Raw genomic sequence first — 23,786 nt, forward strand, 5'->3', positions numbered from 1 at the left:
GGGAAAGCAGGAATTACCCTACGAATGCAGCCTATGCAACGAGCTTATCGGCCATCCCAAAAATTCCTTGACACCTGATTTAAGAGCTTTAACAATCAAACTGGCACTTTTTTCCGGGGACATCGGGCAAAAAAGGCCGAGGGGAGCTTGTGAGGAGGGGGCGGTTCGCTGTGGGGTGGGCCGTCGAGCTTTTCGAGCGTGCTCTGGTTGCGACGAGAGTTAGAGGGGAAGTACGAATGTCTACTGGTACGGTCAAGTGGTTCAATGACGCGAAAGGCTACGGATTCATCACGCCCGACGAAGGCGGCGAGGATCTGTTCGCACATTTCTCGGCGATTCAGATGAATGGTTTCAAGACGCTCAAGGAAGGCCAAAAGGTTTCTTTCGAGATCGTCCAGGGACCGAAAGGCAAACAGGCATCGAACATCCAGGACGCAGCCTGACCGTTCGGGTGCATTGACCGCCATGAAACCCGGCCTAGCGCCGGGTTTTTTTATGCTTGCTCGCGCGACGGATCCGCGTGCCGGCTCTCGACCGATAGCCGGCACGCGCCGATCACATGTTTTCGATCATCACGTCGCCGAATCCCGAGCACGAGACCTGCGTCGCGCCTTCCATCAGCCGCGCGAAGTCATACGTGACGCGCTTCGACAGAATCGACTGCTCCATCGACTCGATGATGCGATCCGCCGCCTCGGTCCATCCGAGATGACGCAGCATCATTTCGGCGGACAAAATTTCCGAGCCCGGATTCACGTAATCCTTACCGGCGTACTTGGGCGCGGTGCCGTGCGTGGCCTCGAACATTGCAACGGAGTCCGACATGTTCGCGCCCGGCGCAATGCCGATGCCGCCGACCTGCGCGGCAAGCGCATCCGAGATGTAGTCGCCGTTCAGATTCAACGTGGCGATGACGTCGTATTCCGCCGGACGCAGCAGGATCTGTTGAAGGAATGCATCGGCGATCACGTCTTTCACGACAACATCCGCGCCCGTCTTCGGGTTCTTGACCTTCATCCACGGGCCGCCGTCGATCAGTTCGGCGTCGAATTCCTTTTGCGCAAGCGCATAGCCGTAGTCGCGGAACGCGCCTTCGGTGAACTTCATGATGTTGCCCTTGTGCACGAGCGTGACCGAGCGCCGATTATTGTCGATCGCGTATTGAATGGCCTTGCGCACGAGCCGTTCCGTGCCCTCGCGCGACACCGGCTTGATGCCGAGCCCCGAAGACTCCGGGAAGCGAATCTTTTTCACGCCCATCTCGTCGCGCAGAAACGCGATCACCTTCTTCGCTTCGGCCGATTCGGCCGGCCATTCGATGCCCGCATAGATGTCTTCCGAATTCTCGCGGAAAATCACCATATCGACCTTGTCCGGCTCGCGCAGCGGCGACGGCACGCCCTTGAAGTACCGCACCGGACGAAGACACACATAGAGATCGAGCTGCTGCCGAAGCGCAACATTCAGCGACCGGATGCCTCCGCCGACGGGCGTCGTGAGCGGTCCCTTGATCGACACGACGTAATCCTTGACGACATCCAGCGTTTCGTCGGGCAGCCAGACGTCCGGGCCGTACACGCGCGTGGCCTTTTCGCCCGCGAAGATTTCCATCCAGTGAATCTTGCGCTTCCCGCCGTAGGCCTTCTCGACCGCCGCATCGACCACCTTGAGCATGACCGGCGTGATGTCGACGCCCGTGCCGTCGCCCTCGATGTACGGGATGATCGGCTGATCCGGAACGTTGAGCGAGAAATCCGCGTTGACGGTGATTTTCTCACCGCCCGCCGGGACCTGGATGTGCTGATACGACATGGTCGACTCCAAAGAAGGCCGGACTTGAAATAGGTTGGCGCGGGCGCTCGCTGCTGCCGCGCCATTGCTTTCATTCTATGCACGGCGCGCGGGCAGCAACCCCCTCGCGAGGCGTGGCAATGGGAGAAACGGATCGCAAACCATTATGCATTAAGATGCCGCATTCACGCCCCGGCGCCCTGCCCGCGCGTGCCTTCACATGCTTTCCTTGCTTTCCCTGATCTTTCGTCCCGCCCGCTGCCGATGCCGCTCGTCGCTCTCAACAAACCCTTCGGCACCATCTGCCAGTTCTCCGCACACGAAACGCGTGCGTCGCTCGGTGATTTCGTGAAGGTGCCGGGCGTTTATCCGGCCGGCCGGCTCGACGCGGACAGCGAAGGCCTGCTGCTTCTCACCGACGACGGCGCGCTGCAGGCGCGCATCGCCGAGCCGCGCCACAAGCTCGTCAAGCGATATTGGGCGCAAGTCGAAGGCGCGCCCGGCGACGATACGCTCGCGCGGCTGGCGAAAGGCGTCGATCTCGGCGACTACGTGACGCGCCCGTGCCGCACGGCCTTCGTCGCGGAACAGGACGTCGAAAGACTGTGGCCGCGTAATCCGCCGATCCGCTATCGCGCCGCGATTCCGACGAGATGGATCGAGCTTGCGATCACCGAAGGCAAGAACCGGCAGGTCCGGCGCATGACGGCGGCGGTCGGTTTTCCCACGCTGCGGCTGGTGCGCGTGGCGATCGGCGCGCTCGATGTGTTCTCGCTCGGCCTCGCGCCCGGTGAAAGCGTCGACGTGCCGGCGCGTTCGCCGTGGCAAGGCGAGCATTAAATCGCATTCACTGTCCCGCATGGCCGTTTCACCAAACGCGCCGAATTGCCGCGCACCGCACTCGACAAGATTTTTTTCATCTGCCGCGTGAAACGGCGCGAAATCGCGTCAACCGACTCTTTAGACGAGGCGTTAAGGGCCACAGATGCCGCACAAAGCTATCCGGCATGAACGACTCGGCCTTTCGATTAACCTGTGTGCTCCAGGCATTTTGAAAGGAACAAACGTTCACAGCCGTATCGAGTTTTTTTGCCGATACGACTGTCAACCGAAAGGTGGATGGCTCGTTTACCGACATGACTCATTGACCGGGTCGTTTGGTTAATTAACTCAAGCTGAGGATTCACAAATGAACAAACTGATCGCTGCTCTCGTCGCTGGCCTGTTCGCAACGGCTGCATTCGCACAAGCTTCGGCTCCGGAAGCGGCTGCTCCGGCTGCTGCGTCGGCTGCTTCGGCACCGGCTCACAAGGCTGCCAAGAAGCACTCGCACAAGAAGTCGCATAAGAAGTCGCACAAGGCTGCTGCTTCGGCACCGGAAGCTGCTTCCGCAGCTCAGTAAGTTCGTTGTAAGACGCGGTATAGCGAAGCTAAAAACGAGCATTACCGCCGTCTTAACGGCGTTAAAGGGCAGATCGCCGAATGGCAATCTGCCCTTTTGTTTTGCAGTTCACCTTTCCCGCGTTTGATTTCGCGCGCCGCCGCGACGCCTTTCGCATTCGCGCCGCGCTTCAAGTAACATGCGCGGGGCGGCTCTTTCTTTCCAACGCGGACGATCGATTTTCAAGGAGCATCGTGTGAATTCGCTGTTGCTTTCCCTGCGCGCGTTGCGCGTGCCATTCCCCTTTACTGAAATCATTTCGCTCGCGCGGGCCGTTCGTCGTCTGCGCGCGCTCGTTATCGCGGTGCTGTTGCCGTTCGCCGCACTTTCGCTGGCGCAGGCGCAGGCCATGCCGCCCGGCGCGAAGCAGCCGTCGGACTTTCCGCGCGCGAAGCTGACCGCCGGCATGTTCGTGATCGACGCCGCCGTCGCCGCCAACGACGCAGACCGCGAGCAAGGTCTCATGTATCGCACCCAACTCGCGCCGAACGAAGGCATGCTCTTCGTGTTCAATGAGAACGCCGTGCATTGCTTCTGGATGAAGAACACGTTGATCCCGCTGTCGATCGCGTTCATTCGCGCCGACGGCACGATCACCGACATCGATGAAATGCAAGCGGAAACCGAGAATAACCATTGCCCGCGCAACAACGGCGTGTACGCGCTGGAAATGAGCAAGGGCTGGTTCACGGCCAAGGGCATCAAACCGGGCATGAAAATCAAGGGGTTGCCGGGCGCGCAGTGAAGCGCGTTGTCGGAAACGAGCCAAACGGCGTGTCGCGTGACGCGCCGTTTTTTTTCGCCCGCGCGAGCCGCGACGGAGTCGCGGACACCGTTTGCCGCAACGTTCGACCGGGCTGGCAAGATTCCTGCAAAGAGCTTGTCTACGCGCTATCCTAAAAAGATCGCATGAAGCCGAAGCAACAGCTCAAGCGCTGCTTTGCATGGCACCCGCGTCCGGCGTTAAGCCGCCGGCCCGGGTCGACATTTCTCACAGGAGGTTCACGTGCCCCGCAAGACTCCCATCGAGCGCTATCGCAACATCGGTATTAGCGCCCACATCGATGCCGGCAAAACGACCACTACCGAGCGCATCCTTTTCTACACCGGCGTGACGCACAAGATCGGCGAGGTTCACGACGGCGCGGCGACGATGGACTGGATGGAGCAGGAGCAGGAGCGCGGCATCACGATCACGTCTGCCGCGACGACCGCCTTCTGGAAAGGCATGGCCGGAAATTATCCGGAGCATCGCATCAACATCATCGATACGCCGGGACACGTCGATTTCACCATCGAAGTCGAGCGTTCCATGCGCGTGCTCGACGGCGCGTGCATGGTCTACGACTCGGTCGGCGGCGTGCAGCCGCAGTCCGAAACCGTGTGGCGTCAGGCGAACAAGTACAAGGTGCCGCGCATTGCGTTCGTCAACAAGATGGACCGCGTCGGCGCGGATTTCTTCCGCGTGCAGCGGCAAATCGGCGAGCGTCTAAAAGGCGTCGCGGTGCCGATCCAGATTCCGATCGGCGCGGAAGAGCATTTTCAGGGCGTGGTCGATCTCGTGAAGATGAAGGCCATCGTCTGGGACGACGAAAGCCAGGGCATCAAGTTCACCTACGAAGAGATTCCCGACAATCTCAAGGATGTCGCGAATGAGTGGCGCGAGAAGATGGTCGAGGCCGCGGCCGAGTCGAGCGAAGAACTGCTCGAAAAGTATCTCGAAGACCACGAAAGCCTGACCGAGGAAGAGATCAAGACGGCGCTGAGACAGCGCACCATCGCGAACGAAATCGTGCCGATGCTCTGCGGCAGCGCGTTCAAGAACAAGGGCGTGCAGGCGATGCTCGACGCGGTGATCGACTATCTGCCCTCGCCGGTGGATGTCCCCGCGATTCTGGGCCACACTGAAGACGACGAGGAAGCCGAACGCCATCCGAGCGACGACGAGCCGTTCTCCGCGCTCGCGTTCAAGATCATGACGGACCCGTTCGTCGGCCAGCTGATCTTCTTCCGCGTGTATTCGGGCGTCGTGAATTCCGGCGATACCGTCTACAACCCGGTGAAGGAAAAGAAGGAGCGGCTCGGGCGCATCCTTCAGATGCACGCGAATGAACGCAAGGAAATCAAGGAAGTGCGCGCGGGCGACATCGCGGCGGCGGTCGGCCTGAAGGAAGCGACGACCGGCGACACGCTCTGCGATCCGGGCAACATCATCATCCTCGAACGGATGATCTTCCCCGAGCCGGTGATCTCGCAGGCCGTCGAGCCGAAGACGAAAGCCGACCAGGAGAAGATGGGCATCGCGCTCAATCGTCTTGCGCAGGAAGACCCGTCGTTCCGCGTCACGACCGACGAAGAATCCGGCCAGACGATCATCTCCGGCATGGGCGAACTGCACCTCGAAATTCTCGTCGACCGCATGAAGCGCGAGTTCGGCGTGGAAGCGACGGTCGGCAAGCCGCAGGTGGCGTATCGCGAGACCGTGCGCAACAAGGTGACGGATGTTGAGGGCAAATTCGTCAAGCAGTCGGGCGGGCGCGGCCAGTACGGGCACGCCGTCATCACGCTGGAACCGGACCCGGGCAAGGGCTACGAATTCGTCGACGCCATCAAGGGCGGGGTGATTCCGCGCGAGTACATTCCGGCGGTGGACAAGGGCATTCAGGAGTCGCTCAAGTCGGGCGTGCTGGCGGGCTATCCGGTCGTCGATACGAAAGTGACGCTGACCTTCGGCTCGTATCACGATGTCGATTCGAACGAAAACGCGTTCCGCATGGCCGGCTCGATGGCTTTCAAGGAAGCGATGCGCCGCGCAAAGCCCGTGCTGCTCGAACCGACGATGGCCGTCGAAGTGGAAACGCCCGAGGAGTTCATGGGCAACGTGATGGGCGACTTGTCGAGCCGGCGCGGCATCGTGCAGGGCATGGAGGACATCGCGGGCGGCGGCGGCAAGATCGTGCGCGCCGAGGTGCCGCTTGCCGAGATGTTCGGCTACTCGACGTCGCTGCGCTCGCTGACGCAAGGCCGCGCGACCTACACGATGGAGTTCAAGCACTACGCCGAGACGCCGAACAACGTGTCGGAAGCGATCATCAACTCGAAGGGAAAATGATCGCCGCCCGGTGAAGGCGCTTCGCCGTGTAATATCGGAAGTCCGTTGCTCGCGCGGTGTCGGCGGCAACGGACTTTTTCTATCTGTAGACCAGAGGCACCATGAGCGACGCACATCATATCGATTGGCGCGAAAACGGCGTCAAGGTCATCAAGGGCGATCAGCTCGACACCAACACGCCGCAGACGCCGGGCATGAACCGCGCGGCCGCCATCGACGCGGCGCGCGTCGGCGCGCAAAAGATCTGGGCGGGAACAGTCACGATTCACCCGAACGCCAAGACCGGCGCGCACCATCACGGCGCGCTCGAAAGCGTCATCTACATCGTGCGCGGTCAGGCGCGTATGCGCTGGGGCGAGCATCTCGAATTCACGGCGGAGGCCGGTCCCGGCGATTTCATCTTCGTGCCGCCGTACGTGCCGCATCAGGAAATCAACGCGAGCACGGATGAGCCGCTCGAATGCGTGCTCGTGCGCAGCGACAACGAAGCGGTCGTCGTGAATCTGAATATCGACGCGGTCGAAACGCCCGAAGAAGTCTTTTGGGTCGATCCCATTCACAAGCATCCGCACGAGCATTGAGGCGCCGCGCAACCAAGCGGCGCATTCCTTGCTTCCACGCCGAGACGCGCTGACTTCGCGTCACATCGGCGAAGCGACAGACAACGACAACCCGACAACACGCACAGGAAACGATCACCGATGAGACAAGCATCGACGGACGCGCATCACCTCGAGCTCGCGCGCGAAAGCGCGGGCGAACTGGGCAATCACGCGATCGACGAGTTCATGGCCGGCCGCCTCACGCGGCGCGAATTGCTGCGGCACGCGAGCGTGCTGGGCTTCGCGCTGTCGGCGGGCGGGCTTCTCGGCATGCCGGCGGCGCGCGCACAAGGCGCGGGCAAGCCCGGCGGCACGATCCGCGTCGCGCATATGACGCCTGCGGGCGCGGTCGATCCGCTGACCGTCACCGATGCGGCCGGACTCGTCCTCATCAATCAGACCGGCGAATTCCTGATCGACGATGACAGCGAAACGCTCACGCTGCGCCCTGCCCTTGCGCTCTCGTGGTCGTCGAACGCGACGGGCGATGTCTGGACCTTCAAGCTGCGTCCGAACGTCAAATTCCACGACGGCCAGCCGATGACCGCGAAGGACGTCGCGGCGACCTTCAACCGCCTGGCCGATCCGGGCGCGGGATCAGCGGCGCTGTCGGTGCTGAAGGGCGTGCTGTCGAAAAATTCTGCGAAAGCTGTTGACGACCACACCGTCGAGTTCCATCTCGACGCGCCAAACGGCAATTTCCCGTATTACGTTTCCTCTGACAACTACAACGCGGTGATTCTGCCCGCGAACTTCAGCGGTGCGTACGAGAAGTCGTTCATGGGCACGGGCGCGCTGAAGCTGGAGAAGTACACGCCCAAGGTCGGCGCGTCGTTCGTGCGCAATCCGGACTACTGGGGCGACAAGTCGCTGCCCGACCGCGTGCAGTTCTCGTTCTACGCGGATCAGCAGGCGCAACTCCTCGCGATGCAAGGCCGTCAGGCCGACGTGATGGGCGACTTCACGGTGCAAGGCGGCGTCTCCATGCTGACGAACCCGCAGTTCAAGGTGCTCGGCGCGAAGTCGAGTTCGCATCGGCAGATTCACATGCGCTGCGACATGGGCGCGTTCAAGGACAAGCGCGTGCGTCAGGCGCTCGCGCTCGCGATCAATCGCGAAGTCATCGTGAAGGGGCTGTTTCGCGGGCGCGCGGTCGTCGGCAACGACAGCCCGTTCGCGCCGGTCTTTCCGTCGAGCGATCTCACCGTGCCGCAGCGGCATCTCGACATCGCGAAGGCGAAGCAGTTGATGAGCGAAGCGGGCGTGGCCAACGGCTTCGACGTGACGCTCACGACCGAGAAGTACATGGAGATTCCCGACCTCGCCGTGGTCGTGCAGAACGCGGCGAAGGCAATCGGCATCCGCATCGCGCTGAAGGTGGAGAGCCAGGACCTGTACTACGGCTCGGGCACGTTCGGCAAATCGGACTGGCTGGATTCGCCGCTCGGCATCACGGATTACGGACATCGCGGCGTGCCGAACGTGTTCCTGAACGCGCCGCTCACGAGCAGCGGCACGTGGAACGCGGCGCACTTCAAGAACGCGGAATACGACAAGCTCGTCACGCAGTTCGTCGCGGCGCTCGACGTGGCCTCGCAGAAGAAGCTCTCCGGCCAGATTCAGCGCCTCTTGCTCGACGAAACGCCAGTCGTCATTCCGTACTTCTACGACCAGTTGATCGTCACGCGCGCGAACGTGTCGGGCGTGCGCTTCAACGCGATCTCGCAAATGTGGTTCGACCGCGCGACGGTGGCCGCTTGAGCACGATCACGTCCCCGGCGGGCATCGGCGGCAAGCGCAACGGCACCGCGAAGGCGCGGCGCGTGCTGCGCTTCGTCGGCGTGCGCGTGCTGCTCGCGCTCGTCACGCTGTGGCTCTTGTCGATGATCGTGTTCGCGGGCGGACAGCTCTTGCCCGGCGACGTGGGCCGCGCGATTCTCGGCCCGCTCGCCGATGCGCGCGCCGTCGCGGCGCTCAATCATCAACTGGGCGTGGACCGGCCGCTTCTCACGCAATACACCGGCTGGATCACGCACTTCCTGCGCGGCGACATGGGCGAGTCGTACGCGTTTCGCGCGCCGGTCGCGCCGTTCATCGGCGGCGCGCTGTGGAATTCGGCGAAGCTCGGCGCGCTCGCGTTCGTGGTCGTGGTGCCGCTCGGCATCGCGGGCGGCGTCTACGCGGCGCTGCACGCGGGGCGTTGGATCGACCGGTTCATCAGCATCGGCGGGCTTACGGCGACGGTCGTGCCGGAATTCGTGTCGTCCATCGTGCTGATTCTGATTTTCGGCGTGTGGCTGCAATGGCTGCCGATCGAGGCGAGCGCGCCCGCCAATGCGAGCGCGCTCGTGCAGTTGAAGCATCTGATTCTGCCGGTGCTGCCGCTCGTTTTCGTGTTCTTCGGCTATATCGCGCGGATGGCGCGCGCAGGCACCGTCGAGGCGCTCGACGCCGACTACACGCGCACCGCGATTCTCAAAGGCTTGCCGCGCCGCGTCGTGATCCTGCGGCATGTGCTGCGCAATGCGCTGCTGCCGACGGTCACGGTCGCCGCGACGCAGCTCGGCTACATGATCGGCGGGCTCGTCGTCGTGGAGACACTGTTTCACTATCAGGGCATCGGCTCGCTCATCTACAACGCCGCGAAGGCCAAGGACTTTCCGATGCTCGAAGCCGGCGTGCTGACCATCGGCGTGATCTACACGGCGGCGAATCTGATCGCGGATGCGCTCTATGTCGTGCTCAATCCGCGTCTTCGCACCGGAGGCGGCCGATGAGCACGCTGGCTGCCGTCAAACCGAAGCGGTTCGACGCCCTCGGCGCGCTCGCGCGTTCGGCCACGTTCGACGTCGGCGTGTTGATTCTGCTCTTTTGGGTCGTGTGCGCGCTCTTCGGGCACTGGCTCACGCCGCAAGACCCGTATGCGTCCGATCCGTTGAATTCGCTCGCCGCGCCTTCCGCCGACCACTGGTTCGGCACCGATCAGCTGGGCCGCGACGTGTTCGCGCGCGTGATCGTCGGCTCACGCGACATTCTCACGATTGCGCCATTGGCGACGCTGCTCGGCACGGCGGCGGGCACGGCGCTCGGGCTCGTGGTCGGCTATTTCGGCGGCTGGGTGGATGCCGTGGTCGGCCGCGCGATCGACGCGCTGCTCGCGCTGCCGCTCGTGATCGTGGCGCTGCTCGCGCTCGCCGCCGTGGGCGCGAGCAACACGACGGTGATCCTCGTGATCGGCCTCACCTTCGCGCCGATCACCGCGCGCACGGTCCGCGCCGCCGTGCTCGGCGAGCGGCATCTCGACTACGTGCTCGCGGCGCAACTGCGCGGCGAAAACGCGTTCTACATCATGTTCGCGGAAATTCTGCCGAACGTGCTGCCGCCTATCGTCGTCGAAGCGACGGTGCGCCTCGGCTACGCGATCTTCGCGGTCGCGACGCTGTCGTTTCTCGGCTTCGGCATTCAGCCGCCTTCCGCCGACTGGGGACTCGCGCTCTCGGAAAGCTACACGCTGATGGCGGGCGGCGCGTGGTGGACGGTCGTGTTCGACGCGGCGGCGATTGCATCGCTCGTCGTCGCGGTGAATCTCGTCGCGGATGCCGTGCAAGGAGTGCTCGACCGATGAACGGACCGCCGCCATCGGCTTTCCCCGCGTTCGGCGCGGCCAAGGGCAGCGAGACGGACGCGCTGACGGTCGTCGGCCTGACGGTCTCGTATCGCACGCGCTGGCACGAACGCGATGTCCTGCAGGATGTGACGCTGCGCGTGCGGCGCGGCGAAGCGTACGGGCTCGTCGGCGAATCCGGCTGCGGCAAATCGACGGCCGCGCTTGCGATCCTGCGCTATCTGCCGCGCAACGGCCGCGTGAAGGCGGGCCGCATCACGGTCGGCGGACACGACGTCGCCACGCTGCCCGCCGAAGCGCTTCGCGCGCTGCGGGCCAACGCCGTGTCGATGGTCTATCAGGACCCGGGCCGCGCGCTCAATCCGTCGCTGTCCATTGCGCGTCAGGTCTCCGAAGCATTCGAAGCGGCGGGCGCCTCCGCCGACGACGCACTCGCCCGCACCGCCGACATGCTGCGCCGCGTGCGCATCGCGTCGCCGGAGCGCGTGATGGAGAGTTACCCGCATCAATTGTCGGGCGGCATGCAGCAGCGCGTCGTGATCGCGATGGCGCTCGCGTGCAATCCCGAACTGCTGATTCTCGACGAACCGACGACCGGGCTCGACGCCACCGTCGAAGCCGAAGTGCTCGATCTGATCGCCCAGTTGCGGGCGGAACTCGGCACGGCGGTGCTCTTCATCAGCCACAACCTCGCGGTGATCGGGCGCATGTGCGACCGCGTCGGCGTGCTGTACGCGGGCCGGCTGGTGGAGGAAGGCGCAACCGCCGACGTCTTCGCGAAACCGCGTCATCCGTACACGGTCGGCCTGCTGCGCTGCCTGCCGACAAACGCGCGCACGAAGGACACCGGCCGGCTCGACACGATTCCCGGCTCGCTGCCGCTGCCGGGATCGGTCGCGCAAGGCTGCATCTTCGCGCCGCGCTGCAAGATGGCCGACGAACGCTGCGTGAAGGAAGCGCCGCCGCCGTATCGCGTGGCGGCGCGTCACGGCGATCAGATGGCGCGCTGTCATTACCACGAGCGCGCGCACCTGTTGCCCCGCTCGACCGATGCAACGCCGCCGCCCGCGCCGCCGCGCGACGACGCGCCGCTCGCGCTCTCGGCCCGTCATGTGTCGAAAACTTTCCGTGTCGGCGATGAAGACGTGCGCGCCGTCCACGATGTCTCGCTCGATCTCGCGCAGGGCGAAACGCTCGGGCTCGTCGGCGAATCCGGCAGCGGCAAGACGACGCTCGCAAAACTGCTGCTCGGTCTCGTCTCGCCGGATGAAGGCGCGACGCTGGAACTCGACGGCCAGCGCCTGGCCGAGCGCGTCACGCGGCGCAGCGGCGAGCAGGTGAAGTCGCTGCAGATCGTGTTTCAGAATCCCGACTCCGCGCTGAACCGCGCGCATTCCGTGCGCAGGCTCATTGCGCGGTCGCTCGCGAAGCTCGGCGCACTGCACGGCGAAGCGAAAGAGCGGCGCCTGCACACGCTGACCGAGGCGGTGCGCCTGCCAGAGCGTTATCTCGGCTCGCGCACACGCCAGTTGTCGGGCGGTCTCAAGCAACGCGTCGCGATTGCGCGCGCGTTCGCGGGCGATCCGCGCGTCGTGGTTTGCGATGAGCCCACGTCCGCGCTCGATGTCTCCGTGCAAGCCGCGATCCTCAACCTGCTCGCGGATTTGCAGCGCGAGCGGCGCGTGAGCTATGTGTTCATCTCGCACGATCTGCATGTCGTGCGCTATCTGTCGGACCGCATCGCGGTGCTGTATCTCGGGCGCATCATGGAAATCGGCCGCGCCGCCGATGTGTTCGACGGCCCGCAGCATCCGTACACCGAAGCATTGCTTTCGTCGGCGCCATCGCTCGACGAAGCGCACGCGGCGGGCAAGCGCATCCGCCTGTCGGGCGAGTTGCCTAGCGCCGCGAATCCGCCGTCGGGGTGCGTTTTTCACACGCGCTGCCCGCGCAAGATCGGCGAGATTTGCGAGCGCGAAACGCCGCCTTGCCGCGATGCGGGCAACGGTCACGCCATCCATTGCCATATTCCCGTGGACGAACTGCGGGCGCTGCAAGCGGGCGAAAACGTGACCTGACGCAAACCGCGGCCGGAACCAAACGCGCTGCTTCGCCTCTCAACGGTTCACGTTCATACAAGAGGATACCCACGATGAAACGCGCTCTCTCGCTCGCCGCTTCCTTCGCGCTGTGCGTTGCCACGGCGGCCCACGCACAGTCCGCGCCGACGCCCGGCGCGTCCGATCCGAGCTTCTCCGCGTGGTCGCTCGCGCAGCAATGCGGCCAGAAAGGCGACAACGCCGCGCAAGGACAATGCGTCGGCGCGGTGCGGGGCATCGTGCGCGGGTATCAGTACGGCGTGCTGTTCTTGTCGCAACGTGCTTCCATGCCGGCGAACGAGACGCGGCGCGTGTCGCTGTGCCTGACGGATACGACGGTGTCGTCCATCGTCGATGATTTTCTTGCGGACGCCAAGCAGGTCAGCGAGGCGGACCTCAGGCGCACGCCGGCGGAAGTCGCGGTGCTGGGGTCGGTGCATGCGCATCATGCGTGTTCTTGAGTGGGGGCGGGTGAGGCGGACATGGTTGGAGTGTCCGCTCAATCAAACGATGCTTGTCGCGCTCATCGCAGCCAGTCATCAAGACATTAATCAGGACGACGGACGGCCGGCTGCTGTTGGAATGGATGCAGCCATCGTGCCGCTTGCCACCGGGCGATGACTCGTCGTGGCGGCGCGCCCGTTCTGCTCCATTGCCTTCGTGGCAACGCCCCATCGCCCGCCTAAAGCATCTCAAAGCATCTCCAACCCCCTCTTCCCCCTCGGCGGCGCGAATTCCCGATCGATCTCCGCCAACTCCTGCTCCGACAACCGTAATTCCACCGCCGCCCGATTCTCCCGCACATGCCCGACATCCGCGGCCTTCGGAATCGCGAACACCTCGGGCTGTTGCAGCACCCACGCAAGCGCCACCTGAAACGCCGACACGCCCCGCGCCGCCGCGATCTTCGCGAGCACGCCGCCGCGCGGCAGCCGCGCATGATCGACCGGGCTGTAGGCCATCGCCGGCAGCCGACGCTCACGCAGCCACGGCAGCAAGTCGAACTCCGGACCGCGCCGCGCGACGTTATAGAGAATCTGATCGGTCGCGCAGGCATCGCCGCCATCGAGCGAGAAAAGCTCCTGCATGTCGTCGGTGTCGAAGTTGCTCACGCCCCAATGGCGAATCTTGCCGTCGCGCCTGAGCTTCTCGAAGCCCGCGACCACGCCCTGCAAATCCTCGCCGCCGCGCCAGTGCAGCAAGTACAAGTCGATGCGATCGGTTTTCAGACGCTTCAGGCTTCGCTCGCACGCCGCCTGCACGCCGCGCTCGCTGCCGTTGTGCGGATACACCTTGCTCACGATGAACACGTCGTCGCGCACATCCGACAACGCCTCGGCAATGAGCTTTTCGCTTTCGCCGTCGCCGTACATCTCGGCGGTGTCGATGAGCGTCATCCCCAGCTCGACGCCTTCGCGCAGCGCCGCGATTTCCGCCTTGCGCGCGTTCGGGCGCTCGCCCATCGCCCAGGTGCCCTGGCCGAGCTTCGGGATCACTTCGCCGTCCGGCAGCGTGACGACGGGTACGGTATTCGCCATGAAATGCCTCCTTGTTCGCCCGCCGATGATGGCGCAAGGAGCACGCCCGAGCCGCTAGACTAGCCCGACCACGAGCGGCCCGAGCAGCGTCAGCAGCACGTTCGCGAGCGCATACGTCACGGCGAACGCGGCGGTCGGCACGGGGCTTTCCGCTTTGTCGAGCACGCCGCCGAACGCCGGATTCGCGCTGCGCGAGCCGGATAGCGCGCCCGCGAACACCGCCGCGTTGTCGTAGCGCAGCACGTAGCGACCGAAGAGCATCGTCAGCAGCAGCGGAAACAATGTGACGAACACGCCGAGCAGAAAAAGCGTGAGGCCGCTCTGCTTCACCGTGACGACCGCCTGCAAGCCGGAGTTCAGCCCGACCACCGCGACGAATGCCGCGAGTCCGAAGTCTTTCAGCAATTGCGACGCGGCGGGCGGCATCACGCCGTACATCGGATGCTTGCCGCGCATCCAGCCGAACACGAGGCCAGCAAGCAGACAGCCGCCGCCCGACCCGAGCGTGATGGGAATGCCGCCCACGCGCACCACGACGAGCCCCATCAGAAGCCCGATCACGATGCCCACGCCCATGTAGATGAAATCGGTCTTGTTGCTGTAGGGCAGCTCGTATCCGGCTGCATCGACGGCGCGCTTCGTGTCCTGCGGCGAGCCGTAGAACGTGAGGACGTCGCCATGTTCGAGCCGCGTTTCGGGCAGCACGGGGAGCGGCATGCCGGCGCGCGAGATCGCCTGTAGATAGACGCCGTGGCGCATGTCGCGGTCGACTGTCGCGCGCACCGCCGCGATCGTCGTGCGATTCATGCCGCGCCGCGCGAACACGCCCTGGCGCTTCTGCATCACGATGCTCACGCCGTCGCTGTCCGCGACTTCCTCGCCGAACTGCGATGCGGCGCCGACCATCGCCTCGCGCCGCCCGACGACGAGTGCGATATCGCCCGCTTCGAGCATCACGTCAGGGCGCGGCTCGGGCGCGTGTCCCGCGCGCCGCACGCGCTCGACGGTGATCAGATCCTGCTCGGCCATCTCGATCTCCGCGACCGTGCGCCCCGCCGCGCCCGCCGCCGTGACGCGATACGCGCGCCCGACGAGCGGCGGCAACGCGGAAACCTGACCCGGCGCGGGACCGGCATCGCCCGCAAGCGCCTGCTCCGCCTCGATGGACGCATCTTTCAGGCTCTGCCCCATGAACTTCGGCAGAAGGTTCACGCACACGATGAGCGCGCCGAGCGACCCGAATACGTAGGTCACGGCGTAGGCGATCGCGACGTCCGCCTGCAGCGCCTTCGTTTCGGCGGCGGGCAAGCCGAGCCGCGCGATGGCGTCGCCCGCCGTGCCGATGATCGCGGACTGCGTGAGCGCGCCGCCCGCCAGTCCCGCCGCCAGCCCCTTGTTCAGCCCGAATAGCTTCGCGCAGACGATCACGGTGACGAGCGCCGTTATCGCCAGAAAAACGGCCATCGCGATTTCGCGCAGCGTTCGCCGGTTCAGCGAGTTGAAGAACTGCGGCCCGGAGTCGTAGCCGACCGCGTAGATGAACACGGCGAACATAACGGACTTCACGCCGTTGTCGATCTGCACGCCGACCTGGCTCACAACGACCGCGGCGATCAGCGAGCCGCCGACGCCGCCCAGCTGGAACTTGCCGAAATTGATCTGGCCGATCAGGTAGCCCGCCGCAAGCGACAGGAACAGCGCCGTTTCCGGCGACTTCACGAAAATCGCGTGGAGCCAGTCCATTGAACCCCCGATGGTCGTCGCGCTAGCCGAGCTTGCTCACCAGTCCGACGACGAGCGGACCGAGCAGCGGCAGCAGCACGTTGGAAATGGCGTAAGTGATGGTGTAGCCGATGACGGGCGTCGCGTTGCCCGTCACGCCGACGAGCGCGCTGATGGCGGGCGTGCTGCACTGCTGGCCGGCAATCGCGCCGAGCAGCATTGGCACGTCGAGCTTGAGCAACGTGCGCCCGACGATGAGCGAGGCGAGCGCCGGCACGAGCGTGATGACGATGCCCGCCGCCGGCAGCGCGACGCCGAATTCGCGGATGAGCCGCAGCGCGTCCGCGCCCGCCGACAGGCCGACTGCCGCGATGAACGTGCAGAGCCCGAAGTCTTTCAAGACTTGCGCCGCCGCCGACGGCAGCGAGCCGATCACGGGATAACGCGAGCGAATCCAGCCGAACACCAGCCCCGCGAGCAGACAGCCGCCGCCCGTCCCGAGCGAAAGGTCGATGCCGCCCACATGCGCCGACAGCCGCCCGATACCCATGCCCACCAGCACGCCGAGCCCGAGAAACACGAAGTCCGTCTTTTGCGTTGCGCGAATGATGTAGCCGAGCTTCGCGGCGCCGCGCGTCACGTCCTCCTTGCTGCCGACGAGCGTGAGCACGTCGCCGCGCTGCACCTGCGTGCCGGGCAGCGCGGGCACCGTGCTGTCGAGGCGCGTCACCGCCGCGACGAACACACCGCGCCCGTCGGCCGGATTCGCGCGGGCGCGCGCCTGCGCGAGCGTGAGGCCGTGCAGCGCGCGGTTCGTGAGCATCACGTCGACCTTCTCGACGAAGTAATCGGCCCCGCTGCCGTTGAACACTTCCTCGCCGATCCACGGCATCGCTTCGACCAGCGCCTCGCGCCGCCCCGCGATCACGATTCGATCGCCCGCCTTCAGCATCACCGACGGCTGGCCCTTGATGACGGAGCGGTCGCGCATCACGCGCTGCACGCTGATGTTGTGTCCGAAACGCTTTTCCAGCTCCCCGATGCTGATACCCGCGGCGCTCGTCACCTTCAGTTCGCGGCCGGCGAGCGGCGTGATGGCGGGCGTCTGCCCTTCGGCGAGCGCGCCGTCGCCGCCGAGCTTGCGCCACACGCGCTCGGCTTCGTCGCGCAGATTCACGCGCAAGATGAGCGGCGCGAACTGGCTCGCGAACAGCACGATCGTCACGAGCCCGAACAGATAACTGACGCTGTACGCCGTGACGATGTTTGCCTGCAGACGCGCGGTCTCGGCCACCGGCAGTCCGAGCCGCGCGACCGCCTCCGACGCCGTTCCGATCACCGCGGATTCCGTCGCGCCTCCCGCGAGCAGTCCGGCCGCCGTGCCCGCGTCGAGCTTGAGCATCGCCGCGATGCCGAGCACGAGCATGACCACCACGATGACCTCGACAAACGAGAGCGCACCGTACCGCCAGCCGCGCCCGATGTTTGCAAAAAACTGCGGGCCGCCGGTGAAACCGAGCGCGAAAATGAATAACGCGAACGCAATGTTTTTCAGATCCGGCGATATACGCGCGCCGCTCTGTCCAAGAATAAGCGCGACGATCAGCGTACCGCAGACGCCACCAAGCTGTATTGGACCAAACCTGAACGAGCCGATAAAGAAGCCGATAGCGAGGCTGCTGAAAAGCGCAATCTCCGGTTGTGTCGCGAGCAGATGCCAGATCATGACTCGGTTCATCCTTTCAGGTTTTCGCACATTGCGCGCGGCCGCACAAAAATTGAAATGACGATATTCGCCAGTGAATGCGGCCCTCCGATTCGGATCACGCCTCGATTAACGACATCTTTGTTTCTCCTTCGCGCGATTAATTTAAATTTACCGTGAGACAGTGCAATGTCGGCCCCCGCAATTATTTAAATGCCCCGATATAATGCAGAAATTTGTAGGCGTTTTCCCGGGTAGATCAGCGAAGTATTGTCATACCGACCCACTCTTGGCAGGGATTTTTTTGCCATAAACGGACAACAAACCGATGGAATAATCCCCAAATCCCCGCCAAGCAAAACAAGTTTCTACCATTCGGAAACTATTTCCTTTTGCAAAGCGATTGGTTATTCTGATATTGCAGTTTCTTCGTTCTGTCAATATTATGCAGTTGTGGCACCTCAATAGTGGGCCCGCCGCACGGGGGTAAAAGTGAGCCCACATCACCGTCGCACAACAGAGAGAGGGCATTCAGATGAACCAGATTCATGCAATGCGCGTTTTTGTGCGGGTCGCCGATACCGAAAGTTTTCGGCGTGCCGCCCAGCAACTCGACGTTTCGAATGCGCTCGTTACTCGCGCAATTGCGATGCTAGAAGCGCATCTTCGAACACGCCTCATTAACCGCACTACTCGCAATCTTTCATTGACCGAAGCCGGCACACGCTATCTCGAAGGGTGCCGCGCATTACTCGAAGAACTGGATCATCTGGAATCGGCCGTTACGCATACCGAAGGCGAACCCAGCGGAACTTTGCGTGTCGTGGCATCGAGCGCGCTTTCGCTGCTCACCTTGACGCCGCTTATCGACGGCTTCCGCCAGCTTTATCCGAAGGTGAATGTGCGTCTCACACTCGCAGAACGTCACGTCGATCTTGTCGAGGACGGATACGACGTCGGTATCGTCGCGGCGTTCATGGTGTCGAGCACGGCGCTTGTCGAACGGCCCATCGGCGTGAGCGCGCTGATTCCGGTCGCCACGCCCGCGTTCCTGGCCGAGCACGGCATGCCTGCGGCGCCGTCCGACCTGCAGAGCATGCCGTCGATCGCGCTGCCCAACGACATTCGCAGTTCGTCGTGGCATTTCAGGCATCGCCTTGGGTCGTCGGAACAGGTGACGCTTTCGGCGGTCTACTCCGTCAACAGCGCGCTCATGGTCCGTCTCGCGACGCTGCGCAGCATGGGCTTCTCGATCCTTCCGGAAGGCATCGTCGCCGACGACATCAACGACGGCACGCTCGTGCGCCTGTTGCCCGACTATTCGGTCGACGACCCGGAAATGAAGTTGTCGATCGTCTATCCGGGGCGGCAGTACCTGCCCGCGAAGACGCGCTTTTTCATCGACTACGCACTTGAGAGACTGACCAAGGAAGTCAACGCCGCGAACACCAAGCCCGACGATATCTATCGCAAGACGCCGGCGGCTTTTCAGACCTCAGGCGCAAACGTTAGCGTGACCTCGGGAAGCCCCACGACGCACTGACGCGCACCGCCGGCTTAGGGCCGGCGCGCGTTCCCTCAACCTGAACGCTGCCGGCCCGACATGGCAAACACAAACTCCCGCTCAGACCCGCCCCGTCTCATTCTTTTCAGCGCCCGTCAGTACGACGCCGACACCTTCAGGCAGGCCAACGAGGCCTTCGGCGTCGAACTGGACTTTCAGGAAGCGCATCTCGACGCCCAGACGGCCATCCTCGCGCAAGGCTACACGGCCGTTTGCCCGTTCGTGAACGACAGCGTGGACGAAGCCGTGCTCGAGAAGCTGCACGCGGGCGGCACGCGTCTTCTCGCGCTGCGCTCGGCGGGTTTCAATCACGTCGATCTGAATGCGGCGAAGCGCCTCGGCATCACGGTGACGCGCGTGCCCGCGTATTCGCCGCATGCGGTCGCGGAACACGCGGCCGGCATGATCCTCACGCTGAACCGGCGGCTGCATCGCGCGGTCGCCCGCACGCGCGAAGGCGACTTCTCGCTCACCGGCCTGCTCGGCTTCGACCTGCACGGCAAGACCGTCGGCGTGATCGGCACGGGCATCATCGGGCGCGTGTTCGGCAACATCATGGCGGGCTTCGGCATGCGGGTTCTCGCCTACGATCCCGGCCCGCCCGCGCAAGACCTGCTGGAACGCGGCGCGCGCTATGTCGAACTCGACGAACTGCTCGCGAACTCGGACATCGTGTCGCTGCACTGCCCGCTTTTGCCGTCCACGTATCACCTGATCGACGAACGCGCGCTCGCCAGCATGAAGCCGGGCGCCATGCTCATCAACACGGGGCGCGGCGGACTGGTCGAAAGCAATGCGCTCGTCGGCGCGCTCAAGAGCGGCCAGCTCGGCCATCTGGGGCTCGACGTGTACGAGGAAGAAGGCGGCCTCTTCTTCGAGGATCATTCGGACCGCCTGCTGCAGGACGACGTGCTCGCCCGGCTGCTCACGTTTCCGAACGTCATCATCACGGCGCATCAGGCGTTCTTCACGCGCGAGGCGCTCGTCGAAATCGCCACGACGACGCTCGGCAACGTGAAAGCATGGCTAGACGGCGCGCCGCGCAATGTGGTCGACGCGCCGGCTGCGTGAGGCAACGCTACGGTCAGACTTCGCCGTACTCCGCGACCGGATCCCCCGGCGCCGCGCACATGGCGCGCAAAAGATCGGCCTCGCGCTCGTGTACTTCGACCGGCATGCAGAGCGCGCCGGCGTGCGCCATGTAGCGCGCGCGATGCTGTCCGTTGCGAAACGCCACGACGCCCTCCCGATGCACGCCGAGCAGCCCGAGCAAGCCTTCCCCGCGGCGCACGCTGATGGTCACGTACGGCATTTCGGGCACGCGCGGATTGTCGGGGTCGAGGAATTCGCGGATGCCGCGCACCTTGCCCGCGTGCCAGTCGTCGACCGCTTTGAGCACATAGTCCGTGTCGTCGCGGTCGGCGCACTGCAAAAGCCGCTTCACATCGACCAGTACGACCTGATGGCGCGAACCCGGCTCGGAGAAGACCCGCTTCAGGCGCACGAAGTCATATTGCGGGTGGCTCGTGAGCCTGACGATCCAGACCGCTTCCGCGGCAGTCGACGCAACCATCGTGTCCATGTTCGGCTTCATTCCAAAACACCAGCGAAAAATCGCGGGAGACGAGGCGATCGACGAGCGTCAGGCTCGACCGGCTTCCTCGGTCTCAAACAAAATATGACGATGCTGAACAAACCTTTTACACCGTAGTCGCTCTTCGTGAAAGCGCCGTGACGGGCATGTCACGTGCTTTGTTGCCTGCAAGACACTTCAGGAGCACGACTCGACAACCCGTGAACCATTCCGCCGATCTCATCGTCGCGCGTCCCGAGGGCCTCTTCTGTCCGCCGGGCAACTTCTATATCGATCCGTGGCGGCCCGTGGAGCGCGCGGTCATCACGCACGCCCACGCCGATCACGCGCGCTTCGGCCACGCGCGCTATCTCACGGCCGAAGCGGGACGCGGCGTGCTGCTCTCGCGGCTGCCGGGCATCGACGTGCAGGGGCTGGCTTACGGCGAGCGCATCGACGTGAACGGCGTTCGCGTGTCGCTGCATCCGGCGGGCCACGTGCTCGGTTCGGCGCAAGTGCGCGTCGAGCATGGCGGGCGCGTGTGGGTCGCATCCGGCGATTACAAGGTGGAGCCCGATCCGACCTGCGCGCCGTTCGAGCCGGTTCGCTGCGATACCTTCATCACCGAATCGACCTTCGGCCTGCCGATCTACCGATGGGAACCGTCGCGCGCCGTGTTCGAAGGCATCGACTCATGGTGGCGGCACAACGCGGCAGAAGGACGCGCGTCGGTGCTCTTCTGCTATTCGTTCGGCAAGGCGCAGCGGCTGCTCGCGGGCATCGACGCGGGCATCGGCCCGATCTTCTGTCACGGCGCGGTTGAGCCGCTCAATCGCGCGTACCGTGAGTCGGGCGTCGCGCTGCCGGAGACGCGGCTCGTAAGCGAGATCGCCGCGCGCGACAAGGCGGCGTTTCAGGGCGCGCTGATCGTCGCGCCGCCGTCCGCGCAGGGCAGCACATGGATGCGCCGTTTCGGCGATTACAGCGATGCCTTCGCCTCCGGCTGGATGCGCCTGCGCGGCACGCGGCGGCGCAAGGGCGTGGACCGCGGTTTCGTGCTGTCGGATCACGCGGACTGGCCCGGCCTGCAAACGGCCATCGGCGCGACGGGCGCGGAACGCGTGATCGTCACGCACGGCCAGATCGAGCCGATGGTGCGCTGGCTGTGCGAACAAGGACTCGACGCGGGCGCGTTCAAAACCGAATACGGCGACGACGCGATCGAAGCCGACACCGCTGCCGACACCACCACGGAGACGCCGCCGCAATGAGACGCTTCGCGACGCTCTATGCCGCGCTCGACGCGACCACATCGACCAACGAGAAGCTCGAGGCGTTGATCGCGTATTTCTCCGGCGCGGAACCGGAAGATGCCGCGTGGGCGTCGTATTTTCTGGCCGGCGGCAAGCCGCGCCAGTCGGTGCCCACGCGGCTCTTGATCGAATTCGCGCGCGAGCGCGCGGGCTTGCCGGAATGGCTCTTCGAGGAGTCGTATCAGGCCGTTGGCGATCTGGCGGAAACCATCGCGCATGTGCTGCCGCCGCCGCAACGCGAATCGGAGCTGGGTCTCGCGCAATGGATCGAAGACCGCGTGCTGACGCTGCGCGGCGCGAATCCGGCGGAGTTGCGCGAGCGCATGATCGGCTATTGGGACGAACTCAACTGGAGCGAGCGATTCCTGCTGACCAAGCTCATCGGCGGCGGCTTTCGCGTGGGCGTGGCGCGGCAACTCGTCGTGCGCGCGCTCGCGCAGGTGGCGGGCGTCGATCACAAGCGCATCGCGCAACGCATGGTCGGATGGACCGATTCGCGGCAGGCGCCGAGCGCCGCGCGCTACCTTCGGCTCATCGCGCCGGCGGCCGAAGGCGACGACATCGACACGCCGCATGAGAGCGACATCGGCTTGCCGTATCCGTTCTTTCTTGCGCATCCGTTGCAGGCCGATCCGGCGACGCTCGGCGCGCCCGCCGACTGGATCGCCGAGTGGAAGTGGGACGGCATTCGCGCGCAACTCGTGAAGCGCAGCGGCCGCGTGTGGATCTGGTCGCGCGGCGAGGATCTGCTGACCGAGCGCTTTCCCGAACTCGCATCGCTGGGCGCCGCGCTGCCGGACGGCACGGTGATCGACGGCGAAATACTCGCGTGGGAACCGGGCGCAAACATGCCGCTGCCGTTCGCGCGCCTTCAGCCACGCATCACGCGCAAGTCGCTGACGAAGAAAGTGCTCGCCGATTCTCCCGCCGCGCTGCTCGCCTACGATCTGCTCGAAGCCGATGGACGCGACCTGCGCACCGAACCGCTGCACGCGCGCCGCGCGAAGCTCGATGCGCTCGCGCACACGCTTTCTTCGACGCTCGCGGTCGATCTGTTGCGCGTGTCGCCGGTCGTCGAAGCTTCGGACTGGGATGCGCTCGCCGCGTTGCGCGACGAGAGCCGGGCGCGCGGCGTCGAAGGCTTGATGCTGAAGGAGCGCGCGTCGATGTACGGCGTCGGCCGCACGAAGGCGTCCGGCACGTGGTGGAAGTGGAAGATCGACCCGTATTCCGTCGATGCCGTGCTGCTCTACGCGCAGCCGGGCCACGGCCGGCGCGCGAGCCTCTACACGGATTTCACGTTCGCGGTCTGGGACGAAGCGGACGGCGTGCGCACGCTGGTGCCGTTCGCGAAAGCCTACTCGGGCCTGACCGACGAGGAAATGCGCCAGGTCGATGCCATCGTGCGCAAGACGACCGTCGAAAAGTTCGGGCCGGTGCGCAGCCTCACGCCGACGCTCGTCTTCGAGATCGGCTTCGAGGGCATTCAGGCGAGCCCGCGTCACAAGTCGGGCATCGCCGTGCGCTTTCCGCGCATGTTGCGCTGGCGGACGGACAAGAGCATTGACGACGCGGACACGCTCGACATGCTCAAGGGCTTTTTGAACGAGGCAATGGCATGAGGGCGCGCGGATTACGCGACGAGTCGGCGAAGCGCGGAAGGCTGGCGCGCGCGACGGCATTGGGCGGCGGGGTTCGCAT

The 23,786-nt window shown here is 64.5% G+C and carries 20 protein-coding genes; 15 read left to right on the top strand and 5 right to left on the bottom strand.

Annotated features, from left to right (window positions below; genetic code table 11):
* Positions 1-236: 236 nt before the first annotated feature.
* Entirely contained in the window at positions 237-443 is a 207-nt protein-coding gene (gene cspD, locus P9239_RS15160; RefSeq protein WP_008351201.1) for a cold shock domain-containing protein CspD, read from the top strand.
* A 112-nt stretch (positions 444-555) separates the two neighbouring features.
* Here the strand turns inward: cspD and icd are convergent, their stop codons facing one another.
* Positions 556-1,812 carry an NADP-dependent isocitrate dehydrogenase gene (icd, locus tag P9239_RS15165; protein ID WP_309752248.1) on the bottom strand — a complete coding sequence of 419 codons (1,257 nt, stop codon included), beginning with the start codon at positions 1,810-1,812 and terminating at the stop codon, positions 556-558.
* A 243-nt stretch (positions 1,813-2,055) separates the two neighbouring features.
* Between icd and P9239_RS15170 the strand changes: the two genes are divergently transcribed.
* From P9239_RS15170 to P9239_RS15215, 10 genes are all read left to right on the top strand, one after another.
* Positions 2,056-2,631, top strand: a complete 576-nt coding sequence (locus tag P9239_RS15170; protein ID WP_309752250.1) for a pseudouridine synthase — start codon at positions 2,056-2,058, stop codon at positions 2,629-2,631.
* 349 nt (positions 2,632-2,980) lie between these two features.
* A complete protein-coding gene (locus P9239_RS15175) occupies positions 2,981-3,193 on the top strand; it encodes a hypothetical protein (RefSeq protein ID WP_175939635.1) in 213 nt (70 codons plus the stop codon).
* A 322-nt stretch (positions 3,194-3,515) separates the two neighbouring features.
* Positions 3,516-3,977, top strand: a complete 462-nt coding sequence (locus tag P9239_RS15180) for a DUF192 domain-containing protein (protein ID WP_309754075.1) — start codon at positions 3,516-3,518, stop codon at positions 3,975-3,977.
* Between the two features lie 261 nt (positions 3,978-4,238).
* Positions 4,239-6,344 (top strand): elongation factor G, encoded by a 2,106-nt coding sequence (gene fusA, locus P9239_RS15185; protein ID WP_309752253.1) that lies wholly within the window; start codon positions 4,239-4,241, stop codon positions 6,342-6,344.
* A gap of 101 nt (positions 6,345-6,445) precedes the next feature.
* Complete coding sequence (locus P9239_RS15190) at positions 6,446-6,925, top strand: cupin domain-containing protein (protein WP_206467685.1); 480 nt, start codon at positions 6,446-6,448, stop codon at positions 6,923-6,925.
* A 120-nt stretch (positions 6,926-7,045) separates the two neighbouring features.
* Positions 7,046-8,707 carry an ABC transporter substrate-binding protein gene (locus tag P9239_RS15195; RefSeq protein WP_309752256.1) on the top strand — a complete coding sequence of 554 codons (1,662 nt, stop codon included), beginning with the start codon at positions 7,046-7,048 and terminating at the stop codon, positions 8,705-8,707.
* Positions 8,704-9,723, top strand: coding sequence for an ABC transporter permease (locus tag P9239_RS15200; RefSeq protein WP_404980005.1), 1,020 nt, complete (start codon positions 8,704-8,706; stop codon positions 9,721-9,723). The genes P9239_RS15195 and P9239_RS15200 overlap by 4 nt, the downstream gene beginning before the upstream one ends.
* On the top strand, positions 9,720-10,571 hold the full coding sequence (locus tag P9239_RS15205; RefSeq protein ID WP_309752258.1) for an ABC transporter permease: 852 nt from the start codon (positions 9,720-9,722) through the stop codon (positions 10,569-10,571). Before P9239_RS15200 ends, P9239_RS15205 begins: the two co-directional genes overlap by 4 nt.
* A complete protein-coding gene (locus P9239_RS15210) occupies positions 10,568-12,649 on the top strand; it encodes an ABC transporter ATP-binding protein (RefSeq protein ID WP_309752261.1) in 2,082 nt (693 codons plus the stop codon). The genes P9239_RS15205 and P9239_RS15210 overlap by 4 nt, the downstream gene beginning before the upstream one ends.
* A 74-nt stretch (positions 12,650-12,723) precedes the next feature.
* Complete coding sequence (locus P9239_RS15215) at positions 12,724-13,131, top strand: Rap1a/Tai family immunity protein (RefSeq protein WP_309752263.1); 408 nt, start codon at positions 12,724-12,726, stop codon at positions 13,129-13,131.
* A gap of 231 nt (positions 13,132-13,362) precedes the next feature.
* On the opposite strand, the gene P9239_RS15220 is transcribed toward P9239_RS15215, so the two are convergent.
* From P9239_RS15220 to aspT (P9239_RS15230), 3 genes are read right to left on the bottom strand one after another with little or no spacing between them, the layout of a single operon-like run.
* Positions 13,363-14,208 (bottom strand): aldo/keto reductase, encoded by an 846-nt coding sequence (locus P9239_RS15220; protein ID WP_309752265.1) that lies wholly within the window; start codon positions 14,206-14,208, stop codon positions 13,363-13,365.
* Positions 14,209-14,262: 54 nt separating this feature from the next.
* Positions 14,263-15,951 (bottom strand): aspartate-alanine antiporter, encoded by a 1,689-nt coding sequence (gene aspT, locus P9239_RS15225; protein ID WP_309752268.1) that lies wholly within the window; start codon positions 15,949-15,951, stop codon positions 14,263-14,265.
* Between the two features lie 22 nt (positions 15,952-15,973).
* Positions 15,974-17,656 (bottom strand): aspartate-alanine antiporter, encoded by a 1,683-nt coding sequence (aspT, locus tag P9239_RS15230; RefSeq protein ID WP_309752269.1) that lies wholly within the window; start codon positions 17,654-17,656, stop codon positions 15,974-15,976.
* 514 nt (positions 17,657-18,170) lie between these two features.
* Between aspT (P9239_RS15230) and P9239_RS15235 the strand changes: the two genes are divergently transcribed.
* Both P9239_RS15235 and P9239_RS15240 read left to right on the top strand, forming a co-directional pair.
* Positions 18,171-19,178, top strand: a complete 1,008-nt coding sequence (locus P9239_RS15235; RefSeq protein ID WP_309756387.1) for a LysR family transcriptional regulator — start codon at positions 18,171-18,173, stop codon at positions 19,176-19,178.
* Positions 19,179-19,238: 60 nt separating this feature from the next.
* Positions 19,239-20,270, top strand: coding sequence for a 2-hydroxyacid dehydrogenase (locus tag P9239_RS15240; protein WP_309752271.1), 1,032 nt, complete (start codon positions 19,239-19,241; stop codon positions 20,268-20,270).
* A 13-nt stretch (positions 20,271-20,283) separates the two neighbouring features.
* Here the strand turns inward: P9239_RS15240 and P9239_RS15245 are convergent, their stop codons facing one another.
* Entirely contained in the window at positions 20,284-20,781 is a 498-nt protein-coding gene (locus P9239_RS15245; RefSeq protein WP_309752273.1) for a plasmid fertility inhibition factor family protein, read from the bottom strand.
* Between the two features lie 212 nt (positions 20,782-20,993).
* Here P9239_RS15245 and P9239_RS15250 point away from each other — a divergent pair, with 212 nt between their 5' ends.
* Positions 20,994-22,043 (top strand): ligase-associated DNA damage response exonuclease, encoded by a 1,050-nt coding sequence (locus P9239_RS15250; protein ID WP_309752275.1) that lies wholly within the window; start codon positions 20,994-20,996, stop codon positions 22,041-22,043.
* Complete coding sequence (locus tag P9239_RS15255; protein WP_309752277.1) at positions 22,040-23,707, top strand: ATP-dependent DNA ligase; 1,668 nt, start codon at positions 22,040-22,042, stop codon at positions 23,705-23,707. The genes P9239_RS15250 and P9239_RS15255 overlap by 4 nt, the downstream gene beginning before the upstream one ends.
* Positions 23,708-23,786 lie beyond the last annotated feature (79 nt).

It is taken from the genome of Caballeronia sp. LZ062 (genome assembly GCF_031450785.1).
Taxonomy (GTDB): Bacteria; Pseudomonadota; Gammaproteobacteria; order Burkholderiales; family Burkholderiaceae; genus Caballeronia.